14 protein-coding genes are annotated in these 17,528 nt (G+C 67.3%); 7 read left to right on the top strand and 7 right to left on the bottom strand.

What is annotated here, in order from left to right; all coding sequences use genetic code 11:
• Nucleotides 1-6: 6 nt before the first annotated feature.
• The 4 genes from E8L99_RS02990 to E8L99_RS02975 form a co-directional block, all read right to left on the bottom strand.
• Entirely contained in the window at nt 7-1,050 is a 1,044-nt protein-coding gene (locus E8L99_RS02990; RefSeq protein WP_137098155.1) for a branched-chain amino acid ABC transporter permease, read from the bottom strand.
• Nucleotides 1,050-1,940 (bottom strand): branched-chain amino acid ABC transporter permease, encoded by an 891-nt coding sequence (locus E8L99_RS02985; RefSeq protein WP_137098154.1) that lies wholly within the window; start codon nt 1,938-1,940, stop codon nt 1,050-1,052. Before E8L99_RS02985 ends, E8L99_RS02990 begins: the two co-directional genes overlap by 1 nt.
• Complete coding sequence (locus E8L99_RS02980) at nt 1,940-2,782, bottom strand: ABC transporter ATP-binding protein (protein WP_137098153.1); 843 nt, start codon at nt 2,780-2,782, stop codon at nt 1,940-1,942. Before E8L99_RS02980 ends, E8L99_RS02985 begins: the two co-directional genes overlap by 1 nt.
• Before the next feature lie 215 nt (nt 2,783-2,997).
• Nucleotides 2,998-3,750 (bottom strand): SDR family NAD(P)-dependent oxidoreductase, encoded by a 753-nt coding sequence (locus E8L99_RS02975; protein WP_168201537.1) that lies wholly within the window; start codon nt 3,748-3,750, stop codon nt 2,998-3,000.
• A 233-nt stretch (nt 3,751-3,983) separates the two neighbouring features.
• On the opposite strand from E8L99_RS02975, the gene E8L99_RS02970 reads away from it, so the two are divergent.
• From E8L99_RS02970 to E8L99_RS02955, 4 genes are all read left to right on the top strand, one after another.
• Entirely contained in the window at nt 3,984-4,694 is a 711-nt protein-coding gene (locus E8L99_RS02970) for a CoA transferase subunit A (RefSeq protein WP_137098152.1), read from the top strand.
• A 13-nt stretch (nt 4,695-4,707) separates the two neighbouring features.
• Nucleotides 4,708-5,367: a 3-oxoacid CoA-transferase subunit B gene (locus tag E8L99_RS02965; RefSeq protein WP_137098151.1), complete on the top strand. Its 660-nt coding sequence runs from the start codon at nt 4,708-4,710 to the stop codon at nt 5,365-5,367.
• A gap of 236 nt (nt 5,368-5,603) precedes the next feature.
• Entirely contained in the window at nt 5,604-7,520 is a 1,917-nt protein-coding gene (locus tag E8L99_RS02960; RefSeq protein ID WP_137098150.1) for an AsmA family protein, read from the top strand.
• 86 nt (nt 7,521-7,606) lie between these two features.
• Nucleotides 7,607-9,955, top strand: a complete 2,349-nt coding sequence (locus E8L99_RS02955; RefSeq protein ID WP_137098149.1) for a DUF3772 domain-containing protein — start codon at nt 7,607-7,609, stop codon at nt 9,953-9,955.
• Between the two features lie 222 nt (nt 9,956-10,177).
• Here E8L99_RS02955 and E8L99_RS02950 read toward each other — a convergent pair whose 3' ends face one another.
• Nucleotides 10,178-10,888 (bottom strand): ArsR/SmtB family transcription factor, encoded by a 711-nt coding sequence (locus E8L99_RS02950; protein ID WP_137098148.1) that lies wholly within the window; start codon nt 10,886-10,888, stop codon nt 10,178-10,180.
• Nucleotides 10,889-11,000: 112 nt separating this feature from the next.
• On the opposite strand from E8L99_RS02950, the gene E8L99_RS02945 reads away from it, so the two are divergent.
• Complete coding sequence (locus E8L99_RS02945) at nt 11,001-11,741, top strand: sulfite exporter TauE/SafE family protein (protein ID WP_137098147.1); 741 nt, start codon at nt 11,001-11,003, stop codon at nt 11,739-11,741.
• Between the two features lie 616 nt (nt 11,742-12,357).
• Here E8L99_RS02945 and recD2 read toward each other — a convergent pair.
• On the bottom strand, nt 12,358-14,544 hold the full coding sequence (gene recD2, locus E8L99_RS02940) for an SF1B family DNA helicase RecD2 (RefSeq protein ID WP_137098146.1): 2,187 nt from the start codon (nt 14,542-14,544) through the stop codon (nt 12,358-12,360).
• Nucleotides 14,545-14,646: 102 nt separating this feature from the next.
• On the opposite strand from recD2, the gene E8L99_RS02935 reads away from it, so the two are divergent.
• Nucleotides 14,647-15,402, top strand: coding sequence for a sulfite exporter TauE/SafE family protein (locus E8L99_RS02935; RefSeq protein ID WP_137098145.1), 756 nt, complete (start codon nt 14,647-14,649; stop codon nt 15,400-15,402).
• A 25-nt stretch (nt 15,403-15,427) separates the two neighbouring features.
• On the opposite strand, the gene E8L99_RS23680 is transcribed toward E8L99_RS02935, so the two are convergent.
• Nucleotides 15,428-15,574, bottom strand: coding sequence for a hypothetical protein (locus tag E8L99_RS23680; protein ID WP_168201536.1), 147 nt, complete (start codon nt 15,572-15,574; stop codon nt 15,428-15,430).
• Nucleotides 15,575-15,843: 269 nt separating this feature from the next.
• On the opposite strand from E8L99_RS23680, the gene E8L99_RS02930 reads away from it, so the two are divergent.
• Nucleotides 15,844-17,487, top strand: coding sequence for a Na/Pi cotransporter family protein (locus E8L99_RS02930; protein WP_137098144.1), 1,644 nt, complete (start codon nt 15,844-15,846; stop codon nt 17,485-17,487).
• Nucleotides 17,488-17,528 lie beyond the last annotated feature (41 nt).

The raw sequence follows: 17,528 nt of genomic DNA, 5'->3' as shown, positions 1-17,528 counted from the left end.
GGATTTTCAGGTTCTGAACGGCCAGAGCGCGAAGAAGCGCCGCATGCGTCGCCAGACCTCGGCGAGGCCCATCGGTTCGAAGATCAGGAAGCCGACGATGAGCAGGCCGAAGACGATGTTCCGGACGGGGGCCAGATAGATCGGCGCGTCCGGATAGAACGGGGTGACGAGGGCCGCGACCAGCTTCAGGAGTTCCGGCACCAGCGTCATGAAGATCGCGCCGAACAGGCCACCGATGATGGTGCCCGCGCCGCCGACGATGACGGCCGCGAGGAAGAAGATCGAGGCGAGGCCCGGAAAGCTTTCCGGCGTCACGACGCGGAACATGTAGGCCCAGAGGCCGCCAGCGACCCCCGCATAGAAGGACGAGATGGCGAAGCTGGTCAGCTTGTACTGGAACAGCGAGATGCCGATGATCTCGGCGGAGATGTCGCGGTCGCGGATGGCGATGAAGGCGCGGCCGACGCGGGTGCGGAACAGGTTCTTGGCCGCCAGCACCATGACGACGGTGATCGGCATGACCAGCCAGTAGAGCCGCTCCGGGGTAGCCAACTCGATGCCGGCGATGGTGGCGGTCGGCACGTTCAGGCCGCGCAGGCCGCCGGTCACCGGCGTCCAGTTGAGGAAGACGAAGTGCAGGATGACGGAGGCGGCCAGCGTCGCGATGGCGAGATAGAGCCCCTTGATGCGCAGCGACGGCAGGCCGACCAGAATGCCGATGGCGGCGGAGAGCGCGCCGGCAATGACGAGGTTCAGGAGCACCGGCGTGTTGAAGCGGGTGTCGAAGAAGGCGACCGCATAGGCGCCCACCGCCATGAAGGCGGCATGGCCGAGGCTGACCTGGCCGGTATAGCCGGTGAGGATGTTGAGGCCCGTCGTGGAAATGACGTTGATCATCACCAGCACGGCGAGGAACATCCAGTAGCCCGAGCCGACGAAGGGATAGAGCAGGAGTCCTGCCATCAGCACGCCGAACCAGACCTTCTGGGTGTCGGTCTTGAACAGCGCCTCGTCGGCCGCGTAGCTCTCTTTTGCCGTTGCGACGCGCATCAGAGCCTCTCGATCTCATGGGTGCCGAACAGGCCGTAGGGCCGGACGACCAGCACGACGAGCAGGATCGAGAAGGTGGCGAGCAGCTTGAACTCGCCGCCGAAGAAGCGGCCGACCATGGCCTCCAGCCAGCCAATGAACAGGCCGGCGATCAGCGCGCCGGCAATCGAATCCAGCCCGCCGACGATCACCACCACGAAAACCGACAGGCCGAACAGGCCCATGGCCGAGGAGATGCCGCCGACCGATCCGACGAGGATGCCGGCGAGCGCGGCCACCATGGCGGCGAGCATCCAGGAGAAGGAGAAGACGCCGGCGATGTTGATGCCGACGGAGGAGGCGGCGGCGCGGTCGGTGGCGGTTGCGCGCAGGGCGATGCCGCCACGCCAGAAGGCGAAGACTACCAGCAGCACGGCGATGACGGCGGCTGCGATCAGGAAGGAATAGGCGGTCTTCGAGCCGATGAAGGCCTCTCCGAGCACGATCGGTTGTCCCGGCAGGAATTCCGGCAGGCGGCGCGGCTCGGCGGTCCAGATCAGTTCGACAATGCCGATGAGGATGGAGGTGAGCCCGATCGTCACCATGAAGACCGAGACCGGATTGTCCTTCATCAGCGGGCGGATCATCAGCCGCTCGATGCCGCCACCGATCAGGGCAGCCACGACGAGCGTTGCCGGGATCGAGATCCAGATCGGCAGGGCAAGGCCCGCCGAGAAGCCATAGAATACGAAGGCGCCGATCATCAGCATCTCGCCGATGGCGAGATTGATGACCTTGGTGGCCTTGTAGATGATGACGAAGGCGACGCCGGTCAGCGCCAGCAGCGCGCCGGTGCCAAGGCCCGCAATGCTCGTCTCGATGATGTCGATGGGATCGATCGCACCAAACATCACGCGACCTCCAGATCGGCTTTGCGGGGGTCGCCGGACGAGCCGAGATAGGCCTTGATGACATCCGGATTGGCGCGCACCTCGGCCGGCGATCCCGCGGCAATGCGGCGGCCGAAATTGAGCACGCAGACATGGTCGGAAATGTCCATCACCATGCCCATGTCGTGCTCGACCAGGAGGACGGTGACGCCCCATTCGTCGCGCACATCGAGGATGGCGCGGGCCATGTCCTCGGTCTCCTCGCGGTTCATGCCGGCGACCGGTTCGTCCAGCATCAGGATGCGCGGCCGCATGGCGAGCGCGCGGGCGAGCTCCACCTTCTTCTGCAGGCCGTAGGGCAGGATCGCCACGGGGGTGTTGCGGATGTGGTCGAGCTCAAGGAAATCGATGACGTCGCGCTCGATCTCGGCGCGGAGTTCCATCTCCTCGCGCTTCGCCTTGCCCCAGTAGAAGAAGGCATCGAAGACATTGGTGGTGAGATGGGCGTGGCGGCCGAGCTTGATATTGTCGAGCACGGTCATGCCGCGAAACAGCGCGATGTTCTGGAAGGTGCGGGCAAGGCCGAGCTTGGCGCGGTCGCGCGCCGGCACCTGGGTGATGTCGGCGCCGTCTAGCGTCACCGTGCCGCTCTTCGGCTTGTAGAAGCCGGAAATGGCATTGAAGGCGGAGGTCTTGCCGGCGCCATTCGGGCCGATGAGAGCGGTTATCGAGCCCGGCTCGACCGACAGCGATACGCCGTCGAGCGCCTTCACGCCGCCAAATTGCAGCGACAGGCCATCAACATCCAGACGTGCAGCAGACGGCCGCTGAGGCGCGGCCGGATCAGATGGCGCCAACGCCATGTCCTCCCTGGAAGGCCCGCGCGGCTTGTCGCCGTCTTCGTGCCCAAACATTTCCCTGACTGAAACTTGCGTTTCATTGCCCGAAATATGATTTCGAGCTTCGCCAAAAAGACTATCGGGCCGGACGGGAAGGTCAATGCAATTTCGCGCAAAAACAGGCCCGGTAGGCCGTTTGGACGATGACCAATCGACGCATTGCCTCGAAAAATGGTGGTTCAGCCGTCCAAATTAGGAAGTCCGGCTCCGGCGAAGCCACCGTCGGCGGAGATCGCCTGACCGGTGATGTAGCTCGACTGGGTCTCGTCGAGCAGGAAGGCGATCAGCGTCGCCATCTCGTCCGGCGTGCCATAGCGGCGCATCGGCACATGGCTGAGCCAGCTCTCGCGGGTGGCGCGGTCGTGGATCTCGGCGGTCATCGGCGTCTCGATCGGGCCGGGGCAGACAGCATTGGCGCGAATGCCGAAGCGGGCGAGGTCGGTCGAGAGCCCCTGGGTCATGTTGATGACGGCGGCCTTCGACGAGCCATAGGCGACCCGGCCCTTGGAGCCGCGGACGCCGGAGACCGAGGCGATGGTGACGATGGAGCCGCCACCGGAATCGCGCATCACCCGGCCGGCGGCGCGGGCGCACAGGAACGTGCCCAGCACATTGACCGCATGGACCCGGCGGAACAGATCGACCGATGTGTCGAGGGCCGGCACGTCGGCGCCGATGCCGGCGGAGGTGACGAGACCCGCCAGCCGTCCGCGGGCGGTGGCCGCGTCGATCCAGGCATCGACGGCGGCCTCGTCGGTGACGTCGAGACCGGTATAGGTCGCCTTGTTGCCCAGCGCCGTCTCGGCGGCGGCCAGTGCGCGTTCGTCGCGGTCGCCGACCGCCACATGCCAGCCCTTGGCGACGGCGGCGCGCGCGGCAGCCAGTCCGATGCCGGATGCACCACCGGTAATGGCGATGATGGTCCTGTCCATGGTCGTCTCCTCGTTGTCTCTGATTTGGCCGGGACGAAAGCACCTCGCAGGGGTGATGTCACGCGCCCGCCTGCATGGCCGTTATCTGGAATGGGCCCTGGGCATCATCTGTTCGGCTGTTGGTTCTTGATGGGCGGGCCGAAATCCCCCATTGTCCGCCGGTTCAATCTGCAAGAGTGCGGCATGCATTCGATCGAGGCCTTTGACAAGGCCCGTCTGCGAGGCGATTTGCGATGAGTTCGAAGACCTATTCAACCGCCAAGGATGCACTGGCGGGCCAGATCAAGGACGGCATGACCATCATGTCCGGCGGCTTCGGCCTCTGCGGCATTCCCGACGTGCTGATCGAGGCCGTTCGCGATTCGGGCGCCAAGAACCTGACGGTCATCTCCAACAATGCCGGCGTCGATGGCGCTGGCCTCGGCATCCTGCTCGAGACCAAGCAGATCAAGAAGATGATCTCGTCCTATGTCGGCGAGAACAAGCTGTTCGCGCAGCAGTTCCTGTCGGGCGAGCTGGAGCTCGAGTTCAATCCCCAGGGCACCTTGGCCGAGCGCATCCGCGCCGGCGGCGCCGGCATCCCGGCCTTCTTCACCAAGACTGGCGTCGGCACGATCATCGCCGACGGCAAGGAAGTGCGCGAGTTCAACGGCGAGCAATTCGTGATGGAAACCGGCCTGTTCGCCGACATCTCGCTCGTCCACGCCTGGAAGGCCGACAAGGAGGGCAACCTTGTCTTCCGCAAGACCGCCCGCAATTTCAACCCGATGATGGCGACGGCCTCGCGGATGACGATCGCCCAGGTCGAGCATCTGGTCGAGCCGGGCGAGATCGATCCCGACCATATCCACACCGCCGGCATCTATGTGAAGCGCATCGTCCACCTCGCCAATCCGGTGAAGCGGATCGAGCAGCGCACCACCCGCCCGCGCCAAGCTGCCTGAGAGGAGAGACCCGATGGCATGGACTCGTGACCAGATGGCCGCCCGCGCCGCCAAGGAATTGCGCGACGGCTTTTACGTCAATCTCGGCATCGGCATCCCGACGCTGGTGTCGAACCACATTCCTGCCGGCATGAACGTGCAGCTCCAGTCGGAGAACGGCATGCTTGGCATGGGCCCCTTCCCCTTTGAGGGCGAGGAAGACCCGGACCTGATCAATGCCGGCAAGCAGACGATCACCGAGCTGCCGACGACGAGCTATTTCTCCTCGTCGGATTCCTTTGCGATGATCCGCGGCGGCCACATCAACCTGTCGATCCTCGGCGCCATGCAGGTGGCCGAGAACGGCGATCTCGCCAACTGGATGATCCCGGGCAAGATGGTGAAGGGCATGGGCGGCGCGATGGATCTCGTCGCGGGCGTCCAGCGCGTGGTGGTGGTGATGGAGCATTCGGCCAAGGATGGCCCGAAGCTGCTCAAGCGCTGCAACCTGCCGCTCACCGGCGCCGGCGTCGTCGATATCGTGATCACCGATCTCGGCGTGTTCTCGATCGACAAGAAGGGCGGCACCGGCATGACGCTGCTCGAACTCGCCGACGGCGTCACGCTCGATGAGGTGAAGGCGCAGACGGAAGCCTCGTTCAAGGTCAGCCCGTCGCTCGCCAAGGCCGCCTGACGGCCTGGCCCTCAACCACCGGCGCGCCGCTTGCCTCAACCGCGAGCGGCGCTGCTGCCTGAAGGTTCGCCGCCAGTCGCGTCCTCGCGTGGTTTTGCGGCCATCGAAAAGCCATGGCCGACCCCCAACTGTCTCCGCCCCATCGTTGATCGCAGTCTCGTCATCGAAACGTCCGGCCGTGCCGGACCGCAGCAGGGCAGTGTCGCTTGAGCCTAGCTTCCGCCATCAAACGGGTCATGACCATCGTCGGCGCAGCCGCGGTGTTGCTCGCCTGCGTTCTGGCATTGGTGCCGCTGATCGTTCCCTCGGAGAGCGTGCGGCGGATCGTGGTCCAGGAACTCGGCCAGCGGCTCGGGGTTCCCGTCACGGTCAGTGGATCGGTATCGATCTCGATCCTGCCGCAGCTGGCCGTCCATCTGGAGACGATCCGCATCGGCGCACCTGACCGCCCGGCACTTGCCACCGGCGACAGCGTGGTCGGCGCGCTGAGGCTGCTGCCGCTCCTCACCGGCCAGGTGTCGATCTCCGACTATGTGCTGGTCCGCCCGCGCATCGCCATCCAGGTCGCCGGAGACGGCCGGTCCAACTGGGACGCGGCACTCGACGCGGTGCGCCAGGTGTCGCTGCAGAACCGCAGCGGCGTGCCGGACTTCCGCATTGTCGATGGCGAGGCCGCGATCGTCGACGAGAAGACGCAGCAGCGGATCGACCTCAGCGCTATCGAGCTTGCGGTGGCCTGGCCGGGGTTCGAGCGCCAGGCCAATATTTCCGGCCGGTTCGTGCTGCGTGGGGAAGCAACCGAGATCAGCGCCATCGTCGCGCGGCCGCTGGCCCTGCTCGGCGGCGAGTCCAGTGGCTTGAAGATGCGCTTCGCCTCCGCGCCGCTGCGCGGTGGGTTCGACGGCGAGGTCAGTTCCGGCGACGGCACCACCGCCTCGGGGCTGATGACGCTCGACGGCCCCTCGCTCCGGACATTCCTGCGCTGGATCGGCCAGAACCCCGGCATCGGCCCGGCGCTCGGCTCCTTCGCGCTCAAGGGCGAGGTGCGGATCTCGCCGAATGCGCTCGCCTTCTCCAAGGTCAATGCCGAGCTCGACGGCAATGTCGCCGATGGCGCGCTGACCGTGACGCTTGGCGGCGAGCGGCCTCAGGTCCAGGGCACGCTGGATGCCGGCCGGGTCAATGCCACGCCCTATTTCGCCGATCTCGATGTGGCGCCGGATCATAGCCGCGGCTGGAGCCGCCGGCCGATCGACCTGTCGCCGATCATCGCGTCGGATCTGGATCTCCGCCTGTCGGCGCGCGAGGTGGTGATCGGCAGCGCAACCTTCGGCCGCTCCGCCGCGGCCGTTGTTGCCCGCAATGGCCGCCTGACGCTCACCGTCGGCGAGGCGCAGGCCTATGGCGGCGACCTGCGCGGCGCCCTCGTCATCCAGCCCCATGCGAGCGGCTTCGAGGCGCGCGCGTCGCTGACCGTGCAGCGCGCCCAGCTCGGCCAGGGCCTCGGAGCGTGGTTCGGCTTCCGCCGGCTCGAGGGCACCGCCAATATCCAGGTCGCGCTGGAGGCCCGTGGCGCCCACATGGCCGATTTCGCCCGCACGGCCTCGGGCCAGGCGACGGTTTCCGCGGTCGAGGGGGCCGTCCACGGCTTCAATGCGGAGGCGATCCTGCGCCGGCTGGAGCGCCGGCCACTGGCATCGACCGGCGCCGATGCGCGCTCGGGCCGCACGCCCTATGACCGGGTCGCAGCTACCTTGCGCATCGTGAACGGGGTCGCCAGCACCGAGGACCTGGTCCTCGATGGCCCGATCATCCGGGTCAGCATGGGGGGCGCCATCCAGCTGCCCGCGCGCGAGCTCGACATGCACGGTATCGCCATGCTCAAGCGCTCGACCCGCGAGGGCAATTTCGAGCTGCCTTTCGTCGTGCAGGGCAATTGGGAAGATCCGTTCGCGCTCCCCGATCCGCAGAGCCTGATCCGGCGCTCGGGCGCCGCCGCGCCGCTGCGCGACGTGACGCGCGACCGCGACGCCTTGCGTGCCGTGCTCGACGCGATCAATCGGCAGGGCAACCAGGAGGCCGCCAGCGAGGCCTCGCCGCCGGTCAGCTCCTTCGCGCCATTCCCCGCCATCAGCAAGCCGGGCGGCAACTGAACCGCAATCGGCGCGGTGCGGCTCTCGGTCCACGCGCCCTCCTGTGGCACTCTCGCCGCGCCCGAATCACATCCGCCGGAGACCCCATGCGCAGCCGATTGCTCGACCGATTCGCCCGTGCGCTCGCCTGTGTTCTGGTCGCGATGTGCCTTGCCGGCACGGCCATGGCGCAGGCTCCGGCGCGCGACGCGGCGGAGACAGCCAAGCCGGAACTCGACCAGATCGAGGCCATGCTCGAGCGGCGGCTGACCAGCGACGAACTGACCGCTGTGCGGCGCAGGCTCGACCCTGTCCGTGATCAGCTGGCGGCGGCGCTGGCTGAAGTCGAGCCGCGTCTCGCGGAGGCCCGGGACCGCTTGAGCCAGCTTGGCGCGGCGCCGGCCGCCAATGCGCCGCCCGAGGCGCCCGAGGCCAAGCAGCAGCGCGAGGAGCAGACCAAGGCCGTCGCCGAGATCGACGTGCGTGTAAGGGGGCTCAAGGTTCAGCAGGTGCGCGCCGATCAGGTCGCCGCCCGGATCGTCGAGCGGCGCCGGCAATTGTTCACCGCCCAATTGTTCCAGCGCTCCACATCGGTCGTCGATCCGCGATTCTGGTCCGAACTCAGCGCCGCCATACCGCGCGTGCTGCGCGGAACCCGGTTCCTTGCCTCGGACTGGTGGGATCATCTGGCCCGCAATGTCGGGGCCGCCCGGCTGGCTGTCGCGGGCATCGTCAGTCTCGCGGCCATGGCCGGCCTGATCGTGCTCTATCGGATCCTGCGCCGTCACGGCCTCTATGCGCCACCCGCAGACACCCCGCCGTCCAGGCTCTCCATGGTTCTGTCCGATATCAGGGTGGCGGCCGAGCGCTCGCTGGTCCTGCCAGCGCTGGTCGGCGTCGGCCTTGGGATTGCCGCCAATTTCGAACTGATCCTGCCACGCGGCCAGACCCTGATCCCGCAGGCGATCATCACGGCCGCCGTCGTCATCGCCTTCACCCGCGGCGTGCTGCAGGGGGCCCTCGCGCCCGGCGTGCCGGCCTATCGGCTGATCGCCCTGCCGGATGCCTTCGCCGAGGCGGTCTATCACGCGATGCGCCAGATCGCCTGGATCATCGCGATCTACATCCTGCTGATGAGTTTCGCGCAGGTGATCATCGCGCCGGTCGCCGCTACCGTGCTGATCGCGAGCCTCACCGCGCTGGCCATTGCAACCGTCGGGGTCAATTTCCTGCGCGGCACGACCGAGCGGGACGAGCCCGAGGTCGAGGGGGAGGACAAGTCGGCACCGAAGCCCGCGGCGTCGCAACCCTGGGCCTGGACCCGGCCCGCGCTCTGGCTCGCCATTGCCGTGATCATCGGTGCGTTGTTCGCCGGCTATACAGCGCTCGCCGCCTTCATCGCCACCCATGTCGCCGGCGCGGTCGTCATCTTCGCCGGCACGGTCATGGTCCTGGTGCTGCTCGATGCCCTGATCGCCGAATGGTTCGGCGCCACCACCGTGCGCGGCCGTTCCGTTGCCGCCTCCATCGGCATCAAGCCCGACCGGCTCGACCTTCTCGGCACGCTGCTTGGCGGCATCCTGCATGTCGCCGTCATCGTCGGTTCGGTGCTCGCCGCGTTTGGCGCCACCATCGACGATGCCGTGCTGGGCTTCCGGCTCGGCGACGCGCAGGCCCTTGCGCTGACGGTGGCGATCGCGGGCTGCGTGCTGGCGATCGGCTTCCTGCTGCTGCGCGCCGTCCAGCGCTGGATCCGCGACAAGGTTCTGCCGCGCACCGGCATGGATGCCGGCCTGCAGAACTCGGTGTCGACGATCTTCAACTATGCCGGCGTCGCGCTGGTCATCGCCATTGCGCTTCGGCAGCTGGGGCTCGATCTGTCCAATATTGCGATCGTCGCCGGTGCCTTGTCGGTCGGCATCGGTTTCGGCCTCCAGTCGATCGTGTCGAACTTCGTCTCGGGCCTGATCCTTCTGGCCGAGCGGCCGATCCGGGTCGGCGACTCCATCGTCGTGAAGGGCGAGGAAGGCTATGTGCGCAAGATCTCGGTGCGTTCCACCGAGATCGAGACCTTCGAGCGGGCGACCGTCATCCTGCCCAATGCCGACCTGATCTCCGGCGTGGTCAAGAACTGGACCCATTCCAACACGATGGGTCGGGTGGCGATCCCGGTGCGCGTTGCCTACGATTCCGATCCGGAGCTGGTCCGCGAGGAACTGATGAAGGCGGCCTGCGAGAACCGGCTGGTCATCCAGGAGCCGCCGCCGCGCGTGTTCCTGATGCGCTTCGCCGATCTCGGCCTCGATTTCGAACTGCGCTGCATCGTCAAGAATGTCGATTATTCGCTGACCGTGCGCAGCGAATTGCAACTGGCGATCCTTTCCCGGTTCCGCGCCAAGGGCATCATCATTGCCCCGCCGATCCAGCCGCCGCAGAACGCGACGCCCGCTGGGTGAGGTGCTGGCTGCACGCCGGCTAAGTATCGGCAGGTGTTCCGCGACACCCCACCCAACCCTCCCGCAAGCGGGGAGGGGGCATGGCGCGCCGCCCTCGGTCGTCCGTGTGACTGGCATCAACCGGCCCTGGCCATTGGGCGGAGTCTGAGAGCCGTTGGAATGGAACCCCCACTCCTCCATGAGGGGAGGGTTGGGGTGGGGCGTCAGTCCGCGACCCCAGGCTTACGGCACCGCGCGCAGGCGCCGTCCGCCCGGCTCCTCGCACCAGGTCATCAATGCCCGCTGGCCCGGCGGTGTCACCGCCAGCGTGCGGTTCTCGCCCACCCGCCGCAGATAGCCCCGCCTGAGCGCCAGATCGAGCACAGCCTTGCCGAGTGCGCCGGCAAGATGCGGGCGCCTTTCGCTCCAGTCGAGGCAGGCGCGACACAGGGGCCGCCTGCTCCGATCGAGCTCGGCCATGTCGATCCCCTCGGCTGCGAAGAAGCGTCGCCCCTGGTCGGTGAGCGAGGCAGCCTCGCCGTCGCTTGCCAGCTGGCCATGGGCGACGAAAGCGTCGAACAGGCGCACGCCCCATTCGCCGGCAAGATGGTCGTAGCAGAGGCGGGCGGTGCGCATGGCGGGATCGCGCGGACCGGTGCGGGTGCGTGTCCGGCCGGTGCGCGCGGCAATCCCCATCAACCCTTCCAGCACCTGGGCAATGTCCGGGCCGGACAGGCGGAAATAGCGGTGGCGACCCTGGGATGTGACGAGGACAAGGCCTGCCTCGCGCAGCTTGGCCAGATGGCCGCTGGCGGTCTGCGGTGAGATGCCGGCTTCCGCCGCCAGCTCGCCGGCGGTGAGGGCGCGGCCGCTCATCAGCGCGTCCAGCATGTTGGCGCGGGCGGGATCGCCGATCAGGGCGGCGATGGCGGCAATGGAGGGACCTTCCTTCATGATGTCATCCTAGCCAGATTTCCGGCGGGATGTTTCGGCCTGCGCCGAACCATTCGGTCTGGCGGATCGGCGAGAGTGCCGGCATATCGGATGGCCGCAACGGAGACGCATCTTGGACACCCAGACGCTTGTGATCGCCGCCCTCGTCTTCGTCGCCGCAGGCTTCGTCAAGGGCGTGATCGGCCTCGGCCTGCCAACTGTGGCGGTCGGCTTTCTCAGCCTCATCCTGCCGCCGGCGGGCGCGGCCTCGCTGATGCTGGTGCCCTCGCTGATCACCAATATCTGGCAGATCGCGGCCGGCCCCAATCTCTGGAGCCTGACGCGCCGTATCGCCCTGCTGCTGATCGGGATCGCGGTCGGCACCTGGCTCGGCTCCGGCGTGCTGACCGGAGCGCGTGCGGCCCAGGCGGCGGTGGCGCTCGGCATCGTGCTGGTCGTCTATGCATTGGTCGGACTGGCGAAGGTGAAGTTCGCGGTGCCCGCCGCCGCCGAACCATGGCTTGGACCGCTGGTCGGGATCGTCACGGGCGTTGTCTCGGCGGCCACCGGCATCTTCGTCATGCCCTCGGTGCCCTATCTGCAGGCGCTGGGCTTCGAGAAGGATGATCTCGTCCAGGCTCTGGGCATCACGTTTCTCGCCGCGACCCTGGCGCTGGCCGCAGGCCTCGCGCAGTCGGGCGTGTTCCGGCTGGATGTCGCGGGGGCCTCGCTCGCGATGCTTGTGCCGGCGCTTCTCGGCATGTGGCTCGGCCAGATCGTCCGGGGTCGGATCAGCGCGGAACGGTTCCGCTTCTGGTTCCTGATCGGGCTGGTGGGATTGGGGCTGCACCTGGCGCTGAAGCCGTTGTTGTGAGGGGGCTCGTTGCCGCCCTGGCACCCAGCCGCGCCCGGCCATCGTCGCATGCGCAGTCGTCACCCCCGGCGAGCGAAGCGAGGGAAGGGGGCCCAGGGGCAGTTCGCCAGGGCGTGGCAGCTTTGCCTGCGGCCGGAACCGATCGCGTGGCTCCTGGATCCCCTTCCCTCGACGCTGCGCGTCTCGCCGGGGATGACGTCGTGAGGGGGGGCCGTTTTGTCTGCGTGACGCACAAGCCTCTCCTCACCTCATCCTGAGGTGCGAGGGAGCGTTAGTGACTGAGCCTCGAAGGACGCCTTTGGACTGGGCCGAGAAGAGGTCCTTCGAGGCTCGGCTTTGCCTCGCACCTCAGGATGAGGAAGGGAGAGAGCGCGTCGGATAAGGGAGAGGTCGGGGCTGGACCGACCAGCGTCACACCACGGACGTCATCCCCGGCGAGCCGTGAAACGGCGAGGGAAGGGGATCCAGACTTCCCGCTTCTCAGCCTGCCCGGGCTCTTTCTGGACCCCCTTCTCTCGACGCCTGTTGGCGTCTCGCCGGGGGTGACGTGTGCGCCTTGGGGAGAGCAGGCGACAGACTTCGGCAAGCATCACGTCGAGGTAGGCAGAACTCCCCCTCACATGGTCAGCCATTCCCTGAGCTTGGTGATGCGCGGCTTCATGCGCCCGCCATCGACCGCGATCTTCAGCGCCCGCGTCTCGCCGACCAGCACCACGAGCGAGCGACCACGCGTCACCGCGGTGTAGATGAGATTGCGCGCCAGCATGGCGTAGTGCTGCGTCGTCACCGGGATGACCACGGCCGGATATTCCGAGCCCTGGCTCTTGTGGATGGTGGTGGCATAGGCCGGCATCAGGTTTTCCAGCTCGTTGAACGAGTAGCTCACCTGTCGGCCATCGAAGAGCGCCACCAGCTCGCTCTCCTCCTGATCGATGCGCAGCACCTGGCCGAGATCGCCGTTGAACACGTCGCGGTCATAGTCGTTGGCGGTCTGCATGACGCGGTCGCCGGCGGCATAGGTCCAGCCGAAGCGCTCCACCGAGCGCCCCTGCGGCGGGTTAAGCACCTTCTGCAGCTCAATGTTCAGGTTGCGTGCGCCGAGCACGCCCTTGTTCATCGGCGCCAGCACCTGCACGTCGCGCATGGGGTCGAGCCCGAAGCGGCGGGGAATGCGCTCCTTCACCATCTCGATGATCTTGGCGAGCCCGCTTTCGGGCGTGGTGGCCTCGACCCAGTAGAAGTCGCTCTCGGCACCGGGCGGCACGGGCTCGGGCATCTCGCCCCGGTTGATGCGATGCGCCGTCGAGATGATGCGGCTGGCTTCCGCCTGACGGAACACTTCCGTCAGCCGCGCCACGGGCACGAGACCGGATGCGATGATGTCGGCCAGCGCCTGGCCGGGGCCGACGGGCGGCAGCTGGTCGACGTCGCCGACCAGCAGCAGCGCTGCGTTGGCCGGCACGGATTCGACCAGTGCCAGCATCAGCGGCACGTCGACCATCGAGGTCTCGTCGACCACCAGCAGGTCGCATTCCAGCGCGTTCTCGCGGCCGCGCGAGAAGGCGCCGAAATCGGGATCGATCTCCAGCAGGCGGTGGATGGTCTTCGCCTCGATGCCGGTCTGCTCGGTCATGCGCTTGGCGGCACGGCCGGTGGGAGCCGCCAGAATGACGGAGACGTCGTGGCGGGCGAGGATCTTCAGGATCGTGTCGAGCAGCGTCGTCTTGCCGACGCCGGGGCCGCCGGTGATGACGGAGACCTTCGCGGACAGGATGGTCGCCAGCGCCTCGCGCTGCGAGGGCGCCAGCGCCTTGCCGGTACGCGCCTCGACCCGCGGCACTTCGGTGTCGAGATCGATCGCGCCCCAGGGCGGTGTGCCCTTGGTCAGTTCCTTCAAGGTCTCGCCGATGGTCTTCTCGGCGCGGTAGAGGTCCTTCAGGAAGAGATGTGGCTCGCCGCCGAGATCGTCGGCGATCAGGCTGCGGCTGGCGACTTCCGCCTGCGCCGCGTGTTCGACGAGATCCTCGTCGGCTTCGAGCAGGCGGGCGGCGAGCTGGATCGCCTCGTGGCGGGGCAGGCCGGTATGGCCGTCGTCGCGGGCTTCCTGCAGCGCATAGGTGAGGCCGGCGCGCAGCCGCTCCGGCGCGTCGCGGGCGAGCCCCAGCGACATCGCCACCTGGTCGGCGGTGAGAAAGCCGATGCCGCGGACATCGCGGGCGAGGCGATAGGGATCCTGGCGTATCAGGGCGATCGCGTCATTGCCGAGCGCGCGATGGACGCGGGCGGCCTGGCCCAGGCCCAACCCATGCTCCTGCAGGAACACGCCGAGATCGCGGACCATGCGGTCCTCGGCCCAGCTGTCGGCAATGCGCTTGATGCGGGCAGTCGTCAGCCCGGCGATCTCGGAGAGCCGGTGCGGCTCGCTATCCAGCACCTCGAAGGTGCGCTTGCCGAAGGCCTGGACGATCTTGTGGGCGGTGGCGATGCCGATGCCCTTGATCGCGCCGGAGGAGAGATAGCGCTCGATGCCGTCCTTGGAGGCGGGCGGGGCGGTGACAAGGGCGGAGGCCTTGAACTGCAGGCCGTGGGTGCGGTCGTTCACCCAGACGCCCTGCGCCGTCATCATCTCGCCGGCCGCCACCGCCGAGGCCGAGCCGACCACCGCCACAGGCTGTGGCTTGCCGCGGACACGGACCTTCAGCACCGCGAATCCCGTCGCGGGGGAATGGAAGGTCACGCGCTCGATCGTACCGGTAATGGTCTCGAGCGGCTGATCGGTAAGCGAAGACGCGCTCTCGCGCATGGCGGCGAATCGTGGTTGACGATGAACGGGAAACTGGACCGAACCTAGACCGGCGCGCTTCACCCGTCCACGCCGCGCCCGCTCGAACCGAGCCTATCCCCCATGGCCTTCGCGCTTTCCGATGTCAGCCTGATCCAGGCGGTGCTGGTCGCCGGTACCGCCTTTGGCGCGGCGATCATCGGCGGCATGGCCGGCTATGGCACGGGCCTGCTCCTGCCTCTGGTGCTGGTGCCGGTCATCGGGGCGGAGAATGTCGTGCCGGTCATCGCGGTCTCGGCCCTGTTCACCAATGTCAGCCGGTTCGCGGCCATGCGGGCCTCCGTCGACTGGCAGAAGGTTGCGCTGATGCTGCCGGCGGCGGTGCCTCTGGTGATGATCTCGGCCTATGGCTTCACGCGGCTGGACACGCGGGGCGCGTCGATCCTGATCGGCGCCATGCTGATCGTGCTGGTGCCGCTGCGCCGCTGGCTGCAGAGCGTCGGCTTCCGCCTGCAGGGCTGGCAGCTCATTCCGGCCGGCGGCACCTATGGTTTCGTCACTGGTGCCTCGACAGGCGCGGGGGTCATCCTCGTGTCGTTCCTGATGTCGGCGGGCCTGACAGGCGCCGCCGTCATAGCCACCGACGCCGCCATCTCCATCGTCATCGGGATCGCGAAGGCGCTGACCTTTGGCTACAACGACGCGCTCCCCACGCCGGTACTGATGTTCGCGCTGCTGGTGGGCTGCGCCACGGTGCCCGGCGCCTTCGTCGCCAAATGGATCCTCGACCGGCTGCCGGTGCGCCTGCACACGCTGATGCTGGAGACTGTGATCGTCATCGGCGGGATCGCGGTGATGGCGCGCGGGCTGATGATGTGAGGTGAGGGCGGGGCGCGTTACTCACTCAGGCTGTTCCGTCTCTCTCCGCGTCATGGCCGGGCTTGTCCCGGCCATCCACGCCTTCCTTTGTCCGTGCATAGAAGGCGTGGATGCCCGCCACATGGGCGGGCATGACGAATGGAGATACGGCGAGAAACACGCGGCGCGGCATCAGGTGGCATCCCTCCCTTCCTCATCCTGAGGCGCGAGCGAAGCGAGCCTCGAAGGACCTCTTCTGCGCCGGGTGGAGGCGGGTCCTTCGAGGCCCGTTCGGCTGTCGCCTCACGGGCACCTCAGGATGGGGGCAGGAGAGATGCCGCGGGAGATGTCCGGTGCGCGTCACAGTCTCCCGCATATGACAGTTTTATGACAGTGGTCGTGACTTTGCCGCCATTGGCGGCCAATGTGTCGGTTCACGCCTCTCCGCCCCCGGGAACAGACATGACGGCGACCCAGGTCATCATCCGCCTTCTCGGCGATGTCGCGCTGCTGCTCTGGGGCATTCACATGGTGCATTCGGGCGTCATGCGGGCGCTTGGCACGGAGCTGCGGCAGGTCCTGGCGGTCGGCCTGCGCAACCGCTTCTCGGCCTTCATCTCGGGCGTCGCGGTGACGACAGCGCTGCAAAGCAGCACGGCGACCGCGCTTCTGGCGACCTCGTTCGCCTCGCATGGGTCGGTGCGCCTGGTGCCGGCGCTGGCCCTCATGCTGGGCGCCAATGTCGGCACGGCGATCATCGTCCAGGTCTTCTCCTTCGATGTCTCGCTGGTCTTCCCGGTCTTCATCTTCCTTGGTCTTGTGGCGTTCCGCCGGGGCCAGCGCACGCGGGTGCGCGATCTCGGCCGGGCCGCCATCGGCCTCGGCCTCATGCTGCTGGCGTTGCATCTGTTGGCCGAGACCATGCGACCGGTGGAGGGTGCGCCGGCGGTGCGCGAATTGTTCGCGGCGCTGACCCGCGATCCCCTGCTCAATCTCGCCATGGCGGCGCTGCTCACCTGGGCGGCGCATTCGAGCGTCGCGGTGGTGCTGTTCATCATGTCGCTCGCCATGGCCGGCATCGTCTCGGGTCCGGCGGCGCTTGCCATGGTGCTGGGCGCCAATCTCGGCAGCGCGCTCAATCCGCTGATCGAGAGCATTGGCGGCGATCCCGCCAAGCTTCGCCTCGCCGCCGGCAATCTCGCCAACCGCGTGATCGGCTGTGGCGCAGCCCTGCCGTTCCTCGGCGTGCTGTCGGCCTGGCTTGCCAGCCTCGGTCTCGGCGCCGGCGCGGTCGCGGCAAGCTTCCACCTTGGCTTCAACCTGGTTCTGGCGGCGGCCTTCATCGGTCTCCTGCCGCTGGTCGCCCGCGCCCTGGTGGCGCTGTTCCCCAAGACGCTCAAGGCGGACGATCCCTCGACACCCAAATACCTGTCCTCCTCGGCGCTCGATACGCCGGCGGTCGCGCTCGCCAATGCGGTGCGCGAGACACTCCGGATGAGCGACGTGGTGGAGGCCATGCTCAGGGGATCGCAGGACGTGTTCCAGTCCGGCGACCGCAAGCGCGTCGGCGAGGTGGGCCAGATGGACAATATCCTCGACCGGCTGCATGCCGCGATCGAGAGCTATCTCTCCGCGGTGGACGGCGAGACGCTGACGGAAGCCGAGACGCGCCGCCTCTCCGATATCCTCGCCTATGCGATCAATCTCGAACATGTCGGCGATGTCGTGGAGAAGAGCCTGATGAAGCTCGCCGCCAAGCAGATCAAGAACCGGCTGACCCTGCCGCCGGATGCGCTTGCCGAGATCGACACCATGCACCAGCGCCTGCTGGAGGACCTGCAACTGGCGACCGCCGTGTTCACCGGCGGCGATGTCGGCGCCGCACGCAAACTGGTCGAGGACAAGGAATTTTTTCGCAATGGCGAGCGCGAAGCGACCGAGCGGCACTTCGCCCGCGTTCGTGACGGGAAGCGCGAAAGCTACGAGGTCAGCGGTGTCCACCTCGATATTTTGCGTGATTTGAAGCGGATTTCGGCCCATATCATCGCCACGGCCTATCCGCTGCTGGAGCAAAGCGAGATGCTCAGGCAGAGCCGGCTGACCTGACATTTGGCTGATGGGGCACGGCCTCTGCCTTATTTTTGACG

The organism is Phreatobacter aquaticus, from assembly GCF_005160265.1.
Taxonomy (GTDB): Bacteria; Pseudomonadota; Alphaproteobacteria; order Rhizobiales; family Phreatobacteraceae; genus Phreatobacter; species Phreatobacter aquaticus.
The sequence above is the reverse complement of the archived record's forward strand: the minus strand, read 5'-3'. Positions and strand labels throughout refer to the sequence as shown.